General features: G+C 74.1%; 15 protein-coding genes. 5 read left to right on the plus strand and 10 right to left on the minus strand.

The genetic code is table 11. The features are described from left to right. The first annotated feature begins 8 nt into the window (after window positions 1-8). Window positions 9-836, plus strand: a complete 828-nt coding sequence (locus IF37_RS0120550) for a hypothetical protein (RefSeq protein ID WP_030744540.1) — start codon at window positions 9-11, stop codon at window positions 834-836. Window positions 837-908: 72 nt separating this feature from the next. Here IF37_RS0120550 and IF37_RS0120555 read toward each other — a convergent pair whose 3' ends face one another. Next, the gene (locus IF37_RS0120555; protein ID WP_030744543.1) at window positions 909-2,309 is read right to left on the minus strand and encodes a PLP-dependent aminotransferase family protein; all 1,401 of its coding nucleotides are present in this window, start codon (window positions 2,307-2,309) and stop codon (window positions 909-911) included. Window positions 2,310-2,355: 46 nt separating this feature from the next. Between IF37_RS0120555 and IF37_RS0120560 the strand changes: the two genes are divergently transcribed. From IF37_RS0120560 to IF37_RS0120570, 3 genes are read left to right on the plus strand one after another with little or no spacing between them, the layout of a single operon-like run. Then, the gene (locus IF37_RS0120560; protein WP_030744545.1) at window positions 2,356-2,856 is read left to right on the plus strand and encodes a carboxymuconolactone decarboxylase family protein; all 501 of its coding nucleotides are present in this window, start codon (window positions 2,356-2,358) and stop codon (window positions 2,854-2,856) included. After that, on the plus strand, window positions 2,853-3,296 hold the full coding sequence (locus tag IF37_RS0120565) for a carboxymuconolactone decarboxylase family protein (protein WP_030744548.1): 444 nt from the start codon (window positions 2,853-2,855) through the stop codon (window positions 3,294-3,296). The genes IF37_RS0120560 and IF37_RS0120565 overlap by 4 nt, the downstream gene beginning before the upstream one ends. Further along, window positions 3,293-4,015 (plus strand): isocitrate lyase/phosphoenolpyruvate mutase family protein, encoded by a 723-nt coding sequence (locus IF37_RS0120570; protein ID WP_030744550.1) that lies wholly within the window; start codon window positions 3,293-3,295, stop codon window positions 4,013-4,015. Before IF37_RS0120565 ends, IF37_RS0120570 begins: the two co-directional genes overlap by 4 nt. Window positions 4,016-4,021: 6 nt before the next feature. Here IF37_RS0120570 and IF37_RS0120575 read toward each other — a convergent pair whose 3' ends face one another. The 9 genes from IF37_RS0120575 to IF37_RS0120615 form a co-directional block, all read right to left on the minus strand. After that, window positions 4,022-4,981 (minus strand): ABC transporter substrate-binding protein, encoded by a 960-nt coding sequence (locus tag IF37_RS0120575; RefSeq protein WP_030744552.1) that lies wholly within the window; start codon window positions 4,979-4,981, stop codon window positions 4,022-4,024. A gap of 1 nt (window position 4,982) precedes the next feature. Continuing rightward, complete coding sequence (locus IF37_RS0120580; protein WP_030744554.1) at window positions 4,983-6,917, minus strand: ABC transporter permease subunit; 1,935 nt, start codon at window positions 6,915-6,917, stop codon at window positions 4,983-4,985. After that, a complete protein-coding gene (locus tag IF37_RS0120585) occupies window positions 6,917-8,080 on the minus strand; it encodes a glycine betaine/L-proline ABC transporter ATP-binding protein (protein WP_052845284.1) in 1,164 nt (387 codons plus the stop codon). The genes IF37_RS0120580 and IF37_RS0120585 overlap by 1 nt, the downstream gene beginning before the upstream one ends. Continuing rightward, a complete protein-coding gene (locus IF37_RS0120590) occupies window positions 8,077-9,609 on the minus strand; it encodes a GMC family oxidoreductase (RefSeq protein WP_030744558.1) in 1,533 nt (510 codons plus the stop codon). Before IF37_RS0120590 ends, IF37_RS0120585 begins: the two co-directional genes overlap by 4 nt. Window positions 9,610-9,680: 71 nt before the next feature. Further along, window positions 9,681-11,201 (minus strand): aldehyde dehydrogenase family protein, encoded by a 1,521-nt coding sequence (locus tag IF37_RS0120595; protein WP_030744560.1) that lies wholly within the window; start codon window positions 11,199-11,201, stop codon window positions 9,681-9,683. Window positions 11,202-11,721: 520 nt separating this feature from the next. Further along, window positions 11,722-12,711: a malate dehydrogenase gene (locus IF37_RS0120600; protein ID WP_030744562.1), complete on the minus strand. Its 990-nt coding sequence runs from the start codon at window positions 12,709-12,711 to the stop codon at window positions 11,722-11,724. Window positions 12,712-13,068: 357 nt separating this feature from the next. Next, window positions 13,069-14,442 (minus strand): DUF2690 domain-containing protein, encoded by a 1,374-nt coding sequence (locus tag IF37_RS0120605; RefSeq protein ID WP_367647101.1) that lies wholly within the window; start codon window positions 14,440-14,442, stop codon window positions 13,069-13,071. 316 nt (window positions 14,443-14,758) lie between these two features. Further along, window positions 14,759-15,232, minus strand: coding sequence for a DUF3017 domain-containing protein (locus tag IF37_RS0120610; protein WP_030744566.1), 474 nt, complete (start codon window positions 15,230-15,232; stop codon window positions 14,759-14,761). Continuing rightward, window positions 15,222-16,076 carry a bifunctional methylenetetrahydrofolate dehydrogenase/methenyltetrahydrofolate cyclohydrolase gene (locus IF37_RS0120615; protein ID WP_030744569.1) on the minus strand — a complete coding sequence of 285 codons (855 nt, stop codon included), beginning with the start codon at window positions 16,074-16,076 and terminating at the stop codon, window positions 15,222-15,224. The genes IF37_RS0120610 and IF37_RS0120615 overlap by 11 nt, the downstream gene beginning before the upstream one ends. Before the next feature lie 232 nt (window positions 16,077-16,308). Between IF37_RS0120615 and IF37_RS0120620 the strand changes: the two genes are divergently transcribed. Beyond that, window positions 16,309-16,965: an RDD family protein gene (locus IF37_RS0120620; protein WP_030744571.1), complete on the plus strand. Its 657-nt coding sequence runs from the start codon at window positions 16,309-16,311 to the stop codon at window positions 16,963-16,965. Window positions 16,966-17,013 lie beyond the last annotated feature (48 nt).

Genomic DNA, 17,013 nt, shown 5'->3' on the forward strand with positions numbered 1-17,013 from the left:
TGTTTGGAATGGTGTGCGCCCTCGGCGCGGCGGTCTGCTTCGGTACGGCGACGGTGCTCCAGGCCATGGCCGCGCGGGCGGCGGGCGCCGACGGGGGTGGCGGGGACGCGGCGCTGCTGCTGCGCGCGGTGCGGCAGTGGCGCTACCTCGCCGGTCTGGCGCTGGACGGAATGGGCTTCCTGCTCCAGGTCGCGGCCCTGCGCTCGGTGCCGATCTACGCGGTGGGCGCCGCGCTGGCGGCGAGCCTGGCCGTGACGGCGGTGGTCGCGGCGCGGCTGCTGCGAGTCCGGCTGACCGGGCCGGAGTGGGGCGCCGTGGGGGTGGTGTGCGCGGGGCTCGCCCTGCTGGGCCTGGCCTCGGGCACCGAGGGCGACCGGGAGGGGCCGGGCTGGCTGCGGTACGCGACGGTGGTGGCGGCGGCCGGTGTGCTGCTGCTCGGCGCGGCCGGCGGGCGGCTGTCCGGCCGGGCCCGGGCGCTGCTGCTCGGCCTCGGCGCCGGGTTCGGGTTCGGGGTGGTGGAGGTGTCGGTACGGCTCGTCGACTCGCTGCGGCCGGCCGAGCTGCTGGCCGACCCGGCGGCCTATGCCCTGCTGCTCGGCGGCGGCGCCGCGTTCCTGCTGCTCACCTCGGCCCTCCAGCGGGGCTCGGTGACGACCGCCACGGCCGGCATGGTGATCGGCGAGACGGTCGGCCCGGCCGCGGTGGGCGTGATCTGGCTCGGCGACCGGACGAAGGAGGGGATGGCCTGGGTGGCGGCGCTGGGATTCGCGGTGGCGGTGGCGGGGGCCCTGGCGCTGGCGCGGTTCGGGGAGGCACCGGCGGCCGAGGAGGGCTGACGGTACGGCACGGCCCGCCTCGACGGTGGTGTGCCGCCGCGGTCGGTGACTGTCCCCCGTTGCCGGAGCCCCTCAGGGCAGCACCCGGCACAGCGCCTCGAGCGCACCCGCCCAGGCGCTGTCCGGCGGGGTGCCGTAGCCGACGACCAGCGCGTCCACGGGCTCGGTGACGGCCTCCGGGTGCCGGTGGAAGGCCAGACCGTGCAGGGCCAGGCCCTGCCAGACGGCGGCCCGCACCACCGACTGCTCCGTGCCGGGCGGCAGCCGCAGCAGTGCGTGCAGTCCGGCGGCGATCCCGGTGACCCGGACCCCGGGCGCGCGTTCGGCCACGGCGGCGGCGAGGGCGTCGCGGCGACGCCGGTAGCGCAGCCGGGCGGAGCGGACGTGCCGGTCGTACGCCCCGGACGTGAGGAACTCCGCCAGCGTCAGCTGCTCCAGCGCCCCGACGGTGTCGAAGCGGCCCTTGGCCGCCGCCGCCTCCTCCGCCAGCGGCGGAGGCAGCACCATCCAGCCCAGCCGCAGACCGGGAGCGAGCGACTTGCTGGCGGTGCCCAGGTAGACCACGCGGTCGGGGTCCAGGCCCTGCAACGCGCCGACCGGCTGGCGGTCGTAGCGGAACTCGCCGTCGTAGTCGTCCTCCAGGACCAGTCCGCCGGTCCGCCGCGCCCAGTCCACGACGGCGGCCCGCCGGTCCGGGTGCAGCGGCGTGCCCATGGGGAACTGGTGGGCGGGTGTGAGCAGCACCGCGCCCGCCTCGCCCGTCGCGCGGGGATCGGTCCCGAGGCCGTCGTACGGCAGGGCGGGCGTGGCGCAGCCCTCGGCCCGCAGCAGGGCCCGGTGGGCGTCCAGCCCGTACGACTCCACCGCCACCGTGCGCACCCCGCGGGCCCGCAGCACCCGGCCGAGGAGGGACAGGGCGTGCGAGAAGCCCGCGGTGATCACGATCGTGTCCGGGTCGGCGCGGACGCCCCGGGCACGGGCGAGGTAGCCGGCGAGGGCGGTGCGCAGTTCGGGGCGGCCCCGCGGGTCGCCGTAGCCGAGGGCGTCGAAGGGGGCGGTGGCCAGGGCGCGGCGGGCGGCCTTGAGCCACTCGGCGCGCGGGAAGGCGGCGAGGTCGGGGGTGCCGGGGACGAGGTCGTGGGCGGGGCGGGCGGGGGCCCGGCGGGGTGCCGGGCGGGTGCCGGCGGAGGGCGGGGTGCCGGTGGGCACGCCGGTGGCCACCCGGGTGCCGGAGCCCTGCCGGGCGCTGAGCCAGCCCTCCGCCACCAGGTCGGCGTAGGTCTCGGCGACGGTGTTGCGGGCGATGCCGAGGTCGGCGGCGAGGGACCGGGAGGACGGCAGCCGGGTGCCGGGGGCGAGCCGGCCGGAGCGCACCGCGTCCCGCAGCGCGTCGGTCAGGCCCCGGCGCAGACCGCCGGAACCGCTCGGTTCGAGGTGCAGGTCGACGCCTGAAGTGGCCCGGGAACTCACCATGGAAATGGACCATACCCCTGGGCTGCCCGGCTCCTAGGGTCGAGGCATGAGCACCGCACAGGAAACCGTCGCGTACGCCGCCGAAGAAGCCCCGCGCCTGCGCTGGGCCGAGCACGCCCCCGAGGTCTACAAGGCGATGATCCGCCTGGACACCGCCGCCCGGCGGGGGCTGGACCCGAAGCTGTACGAGCTGGTGAAGATCCGCGCCTCGCAGCTCAACCACTGCGCGTTCTGCCTCGACATGCACAGCAAGGACGCCCTCGCGGCCGGTGAGAGCGTCGAGCGGATCGTGCAGCTCAGCGCGTGGCAGGAGTCCCGGCACTTCTACACCGCGAAGGAACTGGCGGCGATCGAGCTGACCGAGGCGATCACCGTGCTGACGGACGGCTTCGTGCCGGACGAGGTGTACGAGCGGGCCGCCGGGCAGTTCGAGGAGGCCGAGCTGGCCCAGCTGATCGCCGCGATCACGGTGATCAACGCCTGGAACCGGTTCGGCGTGACGACCCGGATGACGCCGGGCCACTACCGGCCGGGGCAGCACAAGTGAGCCGTACCCAGCTGCTGGACCCGGCGGTCGGCCGGGCGATGTCCGCGCTGAGCGCGGCGGCGAAGAAGGGCCTCGGCGACCCGGTCCTGGCCGAGCTGGTCATGGTCCGCGCCTCGCAGCTCAACCACTGCGCGTTCTGCCTCGACATGCATCTGCGCGTGGCCCGCGAGAACGGAGAGTCGGAGGACCGCCTCGGGCTCCTCGCCGCCTGGGAGGAGACCGAGGACCTCTACAGCGAGCGGGAGCGGGCCGCGCTGGCGCTGACCGAGGCGGTCACCGTCCTCACCGACGGCTTCGTGCCCGACGCGGTGTACGAACGGGCCGCCGGTCACTTCACCGAGGCCGAACTCGCCCATCTCATCGGATTGATCACCGTCATCAACGGCTGGAACCGCCTGATGGTCAGCCGCCGCGTCGCACCGGGGGGTTACCGGCCGTGAGCCGAGTCGACGAGTTCCGCGCCCTGCACCGGGGGCGCGTCCACGGCGAGCCGTTGGTGCTGCCCGGCCCCTGGGACGCGGCGAGCGCCCGGGTGTTGGAGGCCGCCGGGTTCCCGGCGCTGGCCACACCGAGCGCCGGGATCGCCGCGTCCCTCGGGTACGCGGACGGCGAGACCCCGGCCGACGAGATGTTCGCCGCCGTCGCCCGGATCGCCCGGGCCGTCAAGGTGCCGGTGTCGGCGGACGTCGAGGGCGGGTACGGGCTCGCGCCGAAGGAGCTGGTGGAGCGGCTGCTGGAGGCCGGCGCCGTCGGCTGCAACCTGGAGGACTCCGCCGGGGGCGTCCTCAGGGACCCGCGCGAGCAGGCCGAGTTCCTCGCCGAGGTGCGGGCCGCCGCGGCCGGCCGGCTGTTCGTCAACGCCCGCGTCGACGTCTTCGTCCACGGCGACGGGAATCCCGAACGGGCCATCGAGCGGGCCGCGCTCTACGTGGCGGCGGGCGCGGACTGCGTGTACCCGATCCTCGCCCCCGCGGACGTGCTGCCGCTGCTGCGGTCCGGTATCCAGGGCCCGCTGAACGCGCTGGCCCGGCTGGACGGCGAGGGCCCCTCGCCCGCCGCGCTCGGCGGACTCGGGGCCACCCGTGTCACCTTCGGACCGGGCCTCCAGCGGCGGTCCGCCGCCGCGCTGCGGGAGATCGCCGCCCATCTGCGGGGCTGAGCCCGGTCAGGACAGCCACCGCTTCCACACCTCGGGGTGGCTGTCCACCCACTTCTCCGCCGCCTCCTGCGGGCTGAGCTTCCGCTCGGCGATCAGCAGCGAGACCTCGTTCTGGTCCTCGGTCGTCCACCGGAACCTCTTCAGGAAGGCCGCCGCCTCGCCGCCGGACTTCGCGAAGTCGGCGTTGAGGTACTTGCGGAGCGGGGTGTGCGGGTAGGCGCAGGCGACCTTCGCCGCGTCCGCGTCGCAACCCTCCTTGTACGGGGGCAGCCTCACCTCCGTCATGGGCACCTTCTCGAACAGCCACTGGGGGGAGTACCAGTACGTCAGGAAGGGCTTCCTCTCCTTGGCGAACTGCTTGATCTGGGTGATCTGCGCCGCCTCGGAGCCGGCGAAGACGACCTGGTAGTCCAGGCCCAGGTTCTTCACCAGCGCCTTGTCGTTGGTGACGTAGGACGGGGAGCCGTCCATCAGCTGGCCCTTGCCACCGCTCTCCGCGGTGCGGAACAGCGGGGCGTACTTGTCCAGGTTCCGCCAGTCCGTGATGTCGGGGTGCCGCTTCGCCAGGTACGTCGGCACGAACCAGCCGATGTGACCGGTGACCCCGAGACCGCCGCCGCGCGTGACCGTCTTCTTGTCCTCGACGTACCGCTTCTCCTGCTCCGGGTGGCCCCAGTCCTCCAGGAGGGCGTCGACCCGGCCCTGGCTGAGCGCGTCCCAGGCGGGCACCTCGTCGACCTGGACGGTGTCGACGCGGTAGCCGAGCTTGTGCTCCAGGATGTACTGGGCGACGGCCGCGTCGGACTGCGCGCCCACCCAGGACTGCACGGACAGGGTGACCGTCCGCGCGCCCCGGGCGTTCGCGAACGGGCTGGCCTGCTTGGTCATGTCGGCGGCGCCGCAGCCGGTCAGCAGCGCGAGGGCGGACGCTCCCGCGGCCACCGTGAGGGTCGTACGGAATCGCATGTCACGCTCCCTTCTTCGCGCGCCGCCCGGTCGGCTGGGTCACCCGGTCGAGCATCAGGCCCAGGCAGACGATGGCCGCGCCGGCCACCAGGCCGGTCGCCAGGTCGCCCTGGGCGAGGCCGAAGGCGACGTCGTAGCCGAGCGCGCCGCCGCCGACCAGACCGCCGATGATGACGACGGCGAGGACCAGGACCACGCCCTGGTTGACGGCGAGCAGCAGCGCGCGCCGGGCGAGCGGGAGCTGCACCTGCCAGAGCTGCTGCCGTCCGGTCGCGCCGAGCGAGCGCGCGGACTCCAGCGCCGCCTGGTCGACCTGGCCGAGGCCCTGCGCGGTGATCCGCACGACGGCCGGGAGGGCGTAGACGACGGCCGCGGCGACGGCGGGGGCCCGGCCGACGCCGAACAGGGCGACGACCGGGATCAGGTACACGAACTGCGGCATGGTCTGGAAGACGTCCAGGACCGGGCGCAGGGCGCGGTCGACACGGTCGCTGCGGGCCGCGGCCACACCGGTGGCGAAGCCCAGCACCAGGGTGACGGCGACGGCGGCCAGCACCTGCGAGAGGGTGTCCAGCGACGGCTCCCACACCCCGAGCACACCGATCGCGGCCATCGCGAGGACGGCGGTCAGCGCGGTGCGCCAGGTGCCGATCGGCCAGGCCAGGGCGGCGACCAGGAGCAGCACCGCCCACCAGGGCAGCCACTGGAGGCCGTCGCGGACCGGGTCCAGGACCCAGGTGGTGAAGTGGCCCGCCCAGTCGGCCGTGCCGCCGACGACCGGGACGCCGGAGTAGAGGTGGCCGGTCATCCAGTCGACGGCGCGGTTGACCGGCGCGGCGATGCCGAGCGTCCAGCCGGCGGGCCAGTCGAGCGCGCCGAGGAGGCGGGCGGCGAGCGCGACGGCCACGGTGACGGCGAGGGCGTAGGACCGGCCGATGGTCCTCGGGCGGGTGCCGCCGGCGCCTGCCGCAGCGGTCACCCGGTCCAGCACGATGGCGAGCAGCACCAGCGGGATGCCCGCGGCGAGCGCGGCGCCGACGTCGACCGAGGCGAGTGCCTGGTAGACGCGGTCGCCGAGACCGCCGGCGCCGATGACGGCGGCGATGACGGCCATGGACAGCGCCATCATGATCGTCTGGTTGAGGCCCAGCAGGAGTTCCTCGCGGGCCAGCGGGATCCGGGCGGTCAGCAGCCGCTGGCGGCGGGTGGCGCCGAGCGACTCCACGGCCTCCAGGACCTCGGGGTCGGCGCCGCGCAGACCGAGCGCGGTGAGGCGGGCCATCGGCGGGGCGGCGTAGACGACGGTGGCGAGGACGGCCGCGGGGACGCCGATGCCGAAGACCAGGACGACGGGGAGGAGGTAGGCGAAGGCGGGGAGCACCTGCATGGTGTCCAGCACCGGGCGCAGGGCGCGGTCGAGCCGGTCGGACAGGCCCGCGCCGAGGCCGAGGAGCACGCCGACGAGGACGGAGGCGAGGACCGCCACGACCATCAGGGCGAGCGTCTGCATGGTGGGGACCCACATGCCGAGCGCCCCGCAGGCCAGCAGGGCGACCGCCGTTCCGGCCGCCAGGCGGGGACCGGCGACGCGCCAGGCGAGCAGGGTTCCGAACGCCGTGACGCCGGCCCAGCCCGCGGCCAGGAGGGTGAGGTAGACGGCGCGGACGGCGAGCACGACGGCGTTGCTGACGTGGCCGAGGAAGTAGAGGAAGAGCGGGTGGCTGTCCCGGTTGTCGATCACCCAGTCGCTGGCCGTGGTGAGGGGCCGGTCGAGGCTGACGGTCAGGGCGTGCGGCCAGCTTCCGCCGCCCCAGCGGCTGAGGAAGGGGACCAGTACGGCGGCGAAGAGCGCGAGCAGCAGGAGCTTGCCCGCGGCCCGGCTGCGCAGGACGCGGGGCTTGCCGGTGCGAAGGGCGGAGACGGTGAGTGTGGCCATCAGACGACCTCCGGGCCGGTGGTGTCGGCGGCCGCTGCGGTGCCGGTGATCCCGGCGGCGCCGGTGGCGGTGCCGGTGACCGGGGCGGTGCCGGTGACCGGGGCGGTCACGCCGGCCACGACGCCGATCAGGCGCTCGTGGTCGACCACCCCGAGGCAGCGGCCCCGGTCCATCACCCGGGCCGGGGAGCCCGCTCTCGCCACCGCCTCGATCGCCTCCGCGACCGTGGCCTCCGGGCGGACGGCCGGGCCGTTCTCCGCGTCCCCGGGGGACGCCGGGCGCATGGCCGTACGGCAGGTCAGCACCTGCTCGCGCGGGACGTCCCGGACGAACGCGCGGACGTAGTCGTCGGCCGGGGCGCCGACGATCTCCTCGGGGGTGCCCAGCTGGACCACGCGGCCGTCGCGCATCAGGGCGATGCGGTCGCCGAGCTTCAGGGCCTCGCTCAGGTCGTGGGTGATGAAGACCATGGTGCGGCCCTCCTCGCGGTGCAGCCGGGTCACCTCGTCCTGCATGTCCCGGCGGATGAGCGGGTCCAGGGCGCTGAACGGCTCGTCGAAGAGCAGCACCTCGGGGTCGACGGCCAGGGCGCGGGCCAGGCCGACGCGCTGGCGCTGGCCGCCGGAGAGCTGGCCGGGGCGGCGCCGCTCCATGCCCTCCAGACCGACCTTGGCGACGAACTCGGCGGCGCGCTCCCGGCGTTCGGAGCGGCCGACGCCCTGGATCTCCAGGCCGTAGGCGACGTTGTCGAGGACCGTGCGGTGCGGGAGCAGGCCGAAGTGCTGGAAGACCATCGCGGCCCGGTGCCGGCGCAGTTCGCGCAGCCGGCCCTTGTCCATCGCGCGGACGTCCTCGCCGTCGATGGCGATGGTGCCCGCCGTCGGCTCGATCAGCCGGGTCAGACAGCGCACCAGGGTGGACTTGCCGGAGCCGGACAGGCCCATCACGACGAAGACCTCGCCCTTGCGGACGTCGAAGGAGACGTCCCGGACGGCCGCCGTGCAGCCGGTGCGGGCGCGCAGCTCGGCGGGGTCCAGCGCGCTGAGCGCGGGGTCGGCGGGGACGCGTTCCGGCTTCCGGCCGAAGACCTTCCACAGGCCGGACACCGAGAAGACGGGGTCGGCCGCGGTGGGGGGCTTGCGGGTGGGGACGGTGAGAGTCATCGCAGGTCACCTCCGATCAGGTCGACGGCCTTCTCCCCGACCATGAGCACCCCGATCATCGGGTTCACGGCGGTCATGGTGGGGAAGACGGACGCGTCGGCGATGCGGATGCCGGACAGACCCCGGACGCGCAAGTCCGGGTCGACCACGGCGAGTCCGTCGTCGGCGGCGCCCATCTTGCAGGTGCCGGCGGGGTGGTAGACGGTGTGCGCCACCTTGCGGGCGTACTCGCTCAGCTCGGCGTCGCCGACGATCTCCGGTCCGGGGCACACCTCGCGCTTGAGCCAGCCGGCCAGCGGCTCGGTCCCGGCTATCTCGCGGGCGAGGCGGATGCCGTCGACCAGGGTCCGGGCGTCGTAGTCGTCCTCGTCGGTGAAGTACCGGAAGTCGAGGGCGGGCTTCACCGACGGGTCGGCGCTGGTCAGGTAGAGGCGGCCGCGGCTTCTCGGCTTGGGGATGTTCGGGGTCATCGAGACGCCGTACGCCGGGCGTTCGTAGCCGAGGCGCTCGGGGTTGTCGGTGAACGGGATCTGGTAGAAGTGGAACATCAGGTCCGGGCCCGCGTGCCCGGGGTCGCGGCGCACGAACAGACCGGCGTCGGAGTCCATCGCGGAGTTCTCCGGGATCGGGCCGTGGGTCTCCCAGACGATGACCGACTCGGGGTGGTCGAGCAGGTTCTCGCCGACGCCGGGCAGGTCGTGGACGACGGGGATGCCCAGCGCTTCGAGGTCCCGGCGCGGGCCGATGCCGGAGTGCAGCAGCAGGCGCGGGGAGTCGACGGCGCCGGCGCACAGGACGACCTCGTTCCGGGCCCTCACCAGCAACTCCTCGCCGTCTTTGGTGCGCACGTGGACGCCCTCGGCGCGGGTGCCGTCCAGCTCCAGCCGGTACGCCCAGGTCTCCAGGAAGAGGCGGAGGTTGGGGCGCTCGTCCAGCACCGGGTGCAGGTAGGCCACGGAGGCGGAGGAGCGCTTGTTGTCCTCGGGGTGGTAGGCGAGGTCGAAGAAGCCGGCGCCCTCGGTGAACGGCTCGCGGTTGAAGCCCTCGATCCGGGGCACCCCGAGCGCCGACCGGGCCGCGTCGACGAAGTCGCGGGCGATGGCGTTCCGGTCCTTCTCGTCGACGGAGACGATGTTGTTCTTCAGCCGGGCGAAGTAGGGCTCCATGGAGGCCGCGCCCCAGCCCTCGGCACCGGCCCGCTCCCACTCGTCCCAGTCGGAGGGCAGGGGCTTGAAGGAGATGAGGGTGTTGTGGGAGGAGCAGCCGCCGAGGACGCGGGCGCGGCTGTGCCGGATGTGGGAGTTGCCGCGGGGCTGCTCCACCGTCGGGTAGTCGTAGTCGAGTTCGCCGCCGAGCAGGCCCATCCAGCGGCGCAGGGTGAGGACGTCGTCGCGGCCGACGTCGCTCGGGCCGCCCTCGATGACGGCGACGGTGACGCCGGGGTCCTCGGTGAGGCGGGAGGCGATGACCGAGCCCGCCGTGCCGCCGCCGATGACGACGTAGTCGAATTCGTGGGTGTGACCGGGCATGGGGTGGTTACTCCTCGGGGGTGGGAGGACGTAGGGGCTGCGTCCACTGGTTCGCCGGTGCGGTGTGGGGCTCAGCCGGCGAACCAGCGCACCGGCTTCGGCGCGAGGTTCTGGTAGACGTGCTTGGTCTCGCGGTACTCGGCGAGCCCGGCGGGGCCCAGCTCGCGGCCGGTGCCGCTCCTGCCGAAGCCGCCCCACTCCGCCTGCGGCAGGTAGGGGTGGAAGTCATTGATCCAGACGGTGCCGTGGCGCAGCCGGGACGCCACCCTGCGGGCCTTCGCGGGGTCGGTGCTCCAGACGGCGCCGGCGAGGCCGTACTCGGTGTCGTTGGCGAGGAGGACGGCCTCCTCCTCGGTGCGGAAGGTCTCGACGGTGAGGACCGGGCCGAAGACCTCCTCGCGGACGACCCTCATCCCGCGGTGGCAGGCGTCGAGGACGGTCGGCTCGTAGAACCAGCCGGACTCCGGGCGGGTGCCGTCAGGGGCGGGCCGCTTGCCCCCGCAGCGCAGCACCGCGCCATCGGCGAGCGCGGAGGCGACGTACGCCTCGACCTTGGCGCGCTGCTGCTCGGAGACGAGCGGGCCGCACTCGACGCCGTCCTCGGTGCCGCGGCCGAGGCGGATCCGCCGGGCGCGGCGGGCGAGTTCGGTGACGAAGCGGTCCCGGACGGACTCCTCGACGATGAGGCGGGCGCCGGCCGAGCAGACCTGGCCGCTGTGGATGAAGGCCGCGTTGAGGGCCTGGTCCACGGCGGTGTCGAAGCCCTCCTCGGTGGCGCAGGCGTCGGCGAAGACGACGTTGGGGTTCTTGCCGCCGAGTTCGAGGGCGACCTTCTTGACGGTGGGCGCGGCGGCCTGGGCCACCTTGGTGCCGCTGGCCAGGCCGCCGGTGAAGGAGACCAGGTCGACGCCGGGGTGCTCGGCGAGCCGGGCGCCGACGGTGTGGCCGGGGCCGGTGACGAGGTTGGCGACGCCGGCGGGCAGGCCGGCCTCCGTCAGCAGGCCGATCAGCGCGATGGTCGTCATCGGGGTGATCTCGCTGGGCTTGACGACGAAGGTGTTGCCCGCGGCGAGCGCCGGGGCGATCTTCCAACTGGCTTGGAGGAGGGGGTAGTTCCAGGGGGTGATCAGCGCGCAGACGCCGACCGGTTCGTGTACGACCACGCTGTGGACGTCCGGCGAGCCCGCGTCGACCACCCGGCCGGGCGCCTCGGCGGCGACCAGGTCGGCGAAGTAGCGGAAGGCGTCGGCGACGCAGTCGATGTCGACGCGGCCCTCCTCGAGCGTCTTGCCCGCGTCCCGGCTCTCCAGCAGGCCGAGTTCCTCGCGGTCGCGTGCCAGCAGCCCGGCGACGCGGCGCAGCAGGGCGGCGCGTTCGGCGACCGGGGTGCGCGGCCACGGCCCGTGGTCGAAGGCGTGCCGGGCGGCGGCCACCGCGCGCTCGGCGTCCTCCTCGGCGCCCTCCGCGACCACGGCGAACGGGCGGGCGTCCGCGGGGTCGAGGATCTCCCGGGTCGCGCCGGAGATCGCCGTCCACCACTCGCCGCCCGCGTGGATGGTCGCCTGGGCGTGTCGTTCCGTTCTGTCCGCCATGATCGGTGTCGCCTTCCGTTCCTGTTCCGTGCCCCTGTGTCACAGTCGTGTCACAGTGCGGGACCGCGACCGCCTGCCCAGGCCCGGACTTCGCATGCGCAATCGATGGCGGAAAGTGCGCGGGGTCACGGAAAACAGGGGGGATAACGGCTGGAAACCGGCAACCGGCCGATCTTCACGGCGGGACGGGCGGGCGGAGGGCGTGGACGCCCGTCGCAACGGCTGCCGACGGGGACGACGGGACGGCAGGGTGGCGGGACGGCGGCCGGGCAGCCGGGCGGAGGGGCCGGGCCGGGCCGCCGTGGAGCCGTTCGGCTCCGGAAACGACGAGGTCCCCTCCCGCGAGTGCGGGAGGGGACCTCGTATGCGGAGCGCCGGGCAGGCCTTGCACCTGCATTTCCCCGCAGGAAGCGGGGCGTCTTTCCTTGGACCACCAACGCATCACCTGGTGCCGGTTTCCCGGCGGCCGGTGCGTGATCAACTATAGCGCACCGGCCGCCGGGGCCGCACCACGCGGATGTCAGATGAGGCCGAGGCCGCGGACCGCCTCGCGCTCCTCCGCCAGCTCCTTGACGGAGGCGTCGATGCGGGCGCGGGAGAACTCGTTGATCTCCAGGCCCTGGACGATCTCGTACTTGCCGTCCTTGGTGGTGACCGGGAAGGAGGAGATCAGGCCCTCGGGGACGCCGTAGGAGCCGTCCGACGGGATGCCCATGGAGGTCCAGTCGCCCTCGGCGGTGCCGTTGACCCAGGTGTGCACGTGGTCGATGGCGGCGTTGGCGGCGGAGGCGGCGGAGGACGCGCCACGGGCCTCGATGATCGCCGCACCGCGCTTGGCGACGGTCGGGATGAAGTCCTCGGCCAGCCACTTCTCGTCGTTCACGACCTCGGCGGCGTTCTTGCCGGCGACCGTGGCGTGGAAGATGTCCGGGTACTGGGTGGCGGAGTGGTTGCCCCAGATGGTCAGGCGCTTGATGTCGGCGACCGTGGAGCCCGTCTTCTTCGCGAGCTGGGTCAGCGCGCGGTTGTGGTCCAGACGGGTCATCGCGGTGAAGCGCTCGGCCGGGACGTCCGGCGCGGCGGCCTGCGCGATGAGCGCGTTGGTGTTGGCCGGGTTGCCGACGACGAGCACCTTGATGTCGTCCGCGGCGTGGTCGTTGATGGCCTTGCCCTGCGGCTTGAAGATGCCGCCGTTGGCCTCCAGCAGGTCACCGCGCTCCATGCCCTTGGTGCGCGGACGGGCGCCCACCAGCAGGGCCACGTTGGCGCCGTCGAACGCGACGTTGGGGTCGTCGGTGATGTCGATGCCCTGGAGCAGCGGGAAGGCGCAGTCGTCCAGCTCCATCGCGGTGCCCTCGGCGGCCTTCAGCGCGGGGGTGATCTCCAGGAGCCGCAGCTTGACCGGCACGTCCGCGCCGAGCAGCTGGCCGGAGGCGATGCGGAAGAGCAGGGCGTAACCGATCTGGCCGGCCGCGCCGGTGACGGTGACGTTCACGGGAGTGCGGGTCATGGCGTTCTCCGTATGACAGCTGGCGGTGGGGCGTCCCTGCCCCGGGCGGATGATCGATCTCTTGGTATCAAGAGAGATCCAGCGGTCAGGCTATCGCGCATCCGGCATGCGAGACGTACGGGGCCCTGTGGCCCACCCCACAAGGCGTGGGGCGTTTCGGCGGGGCGGTCCGGCGCACGGCGGCGGCCGTCCGTCGTCCGGGAGAGGAGAGACTGGACGGCCGCCGAGGGGGGTGCCGGAAGACCGGACTCCCGTGGGGGTACGGTTCGCGTTCCCGGAATCCGGCCCGTCATGCGCCCCGTTCCGGAAATTCCTCCTCCGGGTCCCCCTCCCCGCCGGGCCGCCCGTCCGCGCGGCTCACTCCGTGCACCCGGTCAGGCCCGAGGCGAGCGTGGCACAGGCCCTGGCCTGCGCCGGGTTCCGTACGACGACCATCGGGGTGTAGCCGATGGTGTCCCCGACGTCGGTGATGTCCCCCGTCTGCCGCTCCTTGCCCACGGTCACCCGTACGGTGTCGCCCGGTGCCCCGCTGGTGATCCGGCCCCAGGCCGTGCCGCAGGTCCTGCTGTAGCGGACCTCCAGGGTGGTGGCGCCGACGGTGGCGGTCTTGGCGGTGGTCACCAGGTCGCCGCTGCACCCCATCGCCTCGGCGTCCCGGCCGGCGCAGGCGGTACCGGCGCACTTGACGCCGGGTGGCGGGCTGGTCCGGGCGGGGGCAGACGGGGCGGGCGACACGGCCGTGTCCCGGTCGTCGTGGCCCCCGCCGTCCCGGTGGGTGAGGAAGAGGACGCCGCCGATGAGCGCGAGTACACCGATCAGACCCGCGAGGAACATCGTCACCTGCTGGCGGCGCGCGGACCACCGGCCCTCGTCCTCCGGCGCCGGGGACCGCCCGTCGTCCGGGTCCGCGGTGCCCGGGTCCGCGGTGCCCGGGCCCGGGGCGGCACCGAAGGCGCGGGCCGGGGTGTCGGCGGGGCCGGACGGGGTGTCGTCGGCGGGGCCGTTCGGGCGGGCGGGGGGCCGGGCGCCCGGGCGGGCGCTCGCCGGGGACGGGCCCCGGTAACCGGCCAGCCCCCAGGAGTTCCCGGCCGAGGTGTCCGCGCCGTCGGCGGCGGCCACGGTGCCCGTGCCCTCCGGCAGGCGGTCGAGGAGCCGGTCGTCGAGGGAACGGCCGTCGCGGACGTCGACGTCAGGGGCCGTCGGCCGGACCGGCAGGGTCGGCGAGACGCCGGCGGGACCGGCGGTCCCCGGCACGGCGGTGGCAGCGCCGTCCTGTCCGGTTCCCCGGCCGCCGCCCGCTCCGGCGCCTCCCGGGGAACCCTCCGGGGCGCCCTTCCCCGCGCGCTTGTCGGTGTCCGCGCGGTCGGCGGGCCGGCCCTCCGTCCGGTCCACCGGTGCCGCCGCCGCCCCGCCGCCCCCGAGCGCCACGCGGGCCTCGGCTACGCGGAGCGCGTCCCCGGTGCCGCCCTGCCGCCTCTCCGCCCGGCTCCAGGCGCGTTCGGCCAGCTCCCACAGGGTCGTCAGCTGCCCGGGAGGGGAGCCGGTGGCCTCGGCCAGGGCGATGACCGCGCCCTTGGGCGCGAGCAGCCCCCCGCCGAGGTACCGCTCCCAGGACGTCGTGCTGTAGCCCGTCCGGTCGGCCAGTGCCGCGACGCCGAGACCGCTGCGGTCCACGAGCTGCCGCAGCCGGCCGGTGAACTCCCTGATCTGCGGGTCCAGATCCTCCGGCAAGGCTTTCCATCGAGGCATGGGTTTCCCCCTCTTCCCCCGGTCGTGCTGTCGATCGCGCGCCACTCCCCCGGTAACCCACGGGGGTGCGCTGACCAAGGATCATCCCAGTTCCGGAAGCGCGGCGCACCCGAGCGGGGGCGGCACGGGCCGGACGGGGCCGGCCGCCGAGGGGGCGCCAACCCCCGGGTGCGGTACGACGGTTCGGCCCGGGAGGCCGGGCCGCGGGGCGGGGCGGTCGTACCGTCGGGCCGGGCGGAGTACGACGGTGGCCCGCGTCCCCGGGCGGAGAGGCGGGCCACCTGCCGTACGGCGAGCGCTACTTGGTCAGCGTGAAGTGCAGGATGTCCTTCAGGAACGGCAGCTTCAGCAGTGGGTCGGGCTGGATCATCAGCGCCAGCAGCAGGATCACCAGACCCAGGACGCCGTAGGTGACGATGTCCGTGAAGCGGGAGCGTACGGCGAGCATGCCGACGTCCGGCAGCAGCCAGCGCAGCACCGCTCCGGCCAGCAGCGCGAGGCCGATGAGCACGGTGCCCGCGCGGAACGCGTCCAGCGCGGTCACCAGCAGGCCGACCGCCACCAGGCCGACGACGGTGAGCAGCGGCCACTGCCGGGCGGGCGCCGGGGCGTCGCCGGCCGCGGCCCGGCCGCCGCCCTCGGGCCGCGCGGTGTCCCGGGTGAACAGCGGGAAGCGACGGGTGACGCGACGCGCGCGCCCCTGGGCGTCAGGGGCGCTGACCGGGTCGCGCACGATGGGCTCCGCGTGCCCGCGGGCGTCCTCAGCCGGCACTGCGCTCCGCCGCCTCGACCACGTTGACCAGCAGCTGCGCCCGGGTCATCGGGCCGACACCGCCGGGGTTCGGGGAGATCCAGCCCGCCACCTCGGTCACGTCCGGGTGGACGTCGCCGACGATCTTGCCCTCGGCGTTGCGGGAGACGCCGACGTCCAGCACGGCCGCGCCCGGCTTGACGTCCTCGGCGCGGATCAGGTGCGGGGAGCCGGCCGCCGCGATGATGATGTCGGCGCGCTTCAGGTGGGCAGGGAGGTCACGGGTGCCGGTGTGGCACTGGGTGACGGTGGCGTTCTCGCTGCGCCGGGTGAGCAGCAGCGGCATCGGGCGGCCGATGGTGACACCGCGGCCGACGACCACGACCTCGGCGCCCTTGATCTCCACGCCGTGGGCGCGCAGCAGGGTGATGATGCCGTTGGGGGTGCAGGGCAGCGGGGCCGGCTCGTTCAGCACCAGGCGGCCGAGGTTCATCGGGTGCAGGCCGTCGGCGTCCTTGGCCGGGTCCATCAGTTCCAGGATGCGGTTCTCGTCGATGCCCTTGGGCAGCGGCAGCTGGACGATGTAGCCGGTGCAGGCCGGGTCCTCGTTCAGCTCGCGGACAACCGCCTCGATCTCCTCCTGGGTGGCGGTGGCGGGCAGTTCACGCTGGATGGAGGCGAGGCCCACCTGGGCGCAGTCGCGGTGCTTGCCCGCGACGTACTTCTGGCTGCCGGGGTCGTCCCCGACCAGGATCGTGCCGAGGCCGGGCGTGACGCCCTTCTCCTTCAGCGCCGCCACGCGGGCGGTCAGATCGGACTTGATCGCGGCTGCGGTGGCCTTGCCATCGAGAATCTGGGCGGTCATGTCCCCATCCTCGCGGATGATGCGGTCCCGGTTCCAATCCGGGTGTCACAGCTTGATCGGTGATGTTGCGCTTGCACAACGCCTGACCGTTCCGGCTGGACAAATTTCAGCCGTTGCCATGACGATGATCGGCGCAGTACCGCGGTCCGGTTGGGGGGCAAACCGCTCAGATGCTGACGTTCCTCCGTGCCTTCCGCGCCGTCCCCAGAAGTGCCGACGGAGGAAATCCGCCATGAGTTACGGCTCGCCCAATCCTGGCCACGGTCAGCCCCACGACCCCCAGCAGCCCTACGGCTACCCGCAGCAGGGGCAGCCCGGCTACGGGTACCCGCAGGCGCCCGGCGTCCCCCCGCAGGGCGGCTACGGCTACCCGCAGGCGCCCGGTGTCCCGGGCGGCACGGGCCCGCGCCTGGCCTCGATGGGCCGCCGCTTCGGCGCCCGCCTGATCGACGGCGTCGTCTTCGGCGTGATCTACGCGATCCTCGCCGTCGCCGGTGTCGCCGGTGTCGTCGGCGAGGCCAAGAAGTGCGACCCGTCGGGGGCCGACTACGAGACCTGCATCAACAACGCGGGCAACAACATCAGTGCGGGGATCTTCGCGGCCATCGGCGTCATGGCGGTGATCGGCCTGGTCTACGAGTGGCTGATGACCGGTCTGATCGGCGCGACCCTCGGCAAGCTGGCCGTCGGCATCCGGGTGGTGAAGGTCGAGGACGGCCGGAAGCCCGGTCTCGGCAAGTCGTTCATCCGCTGGATCATCCCCATCGTGGGCAGCTTCGCCTGCGGGATAGGCCAGCTGATCGTCTACCTGTCCCCGTTCTGGGACAAGTCCGGCCGTCAGCAGGGCTGGCACGACAAGGCGGCGAGCACCATGGTCATCCAGAACTGACCTCGCCGTACCCGACGAGAGCCGTGCGCCCGGGCGGGCGCACGGCTT

It is taken from the genome of Streptomyces sp. NRRL S-31 (genome assembly GCF_000718775.1).
Taxonomy (GTDB): Bacteria; Actinomycetota; Actinomycetes; order Streptomycetales; family Streptomycetaceae; genus Streptomyces.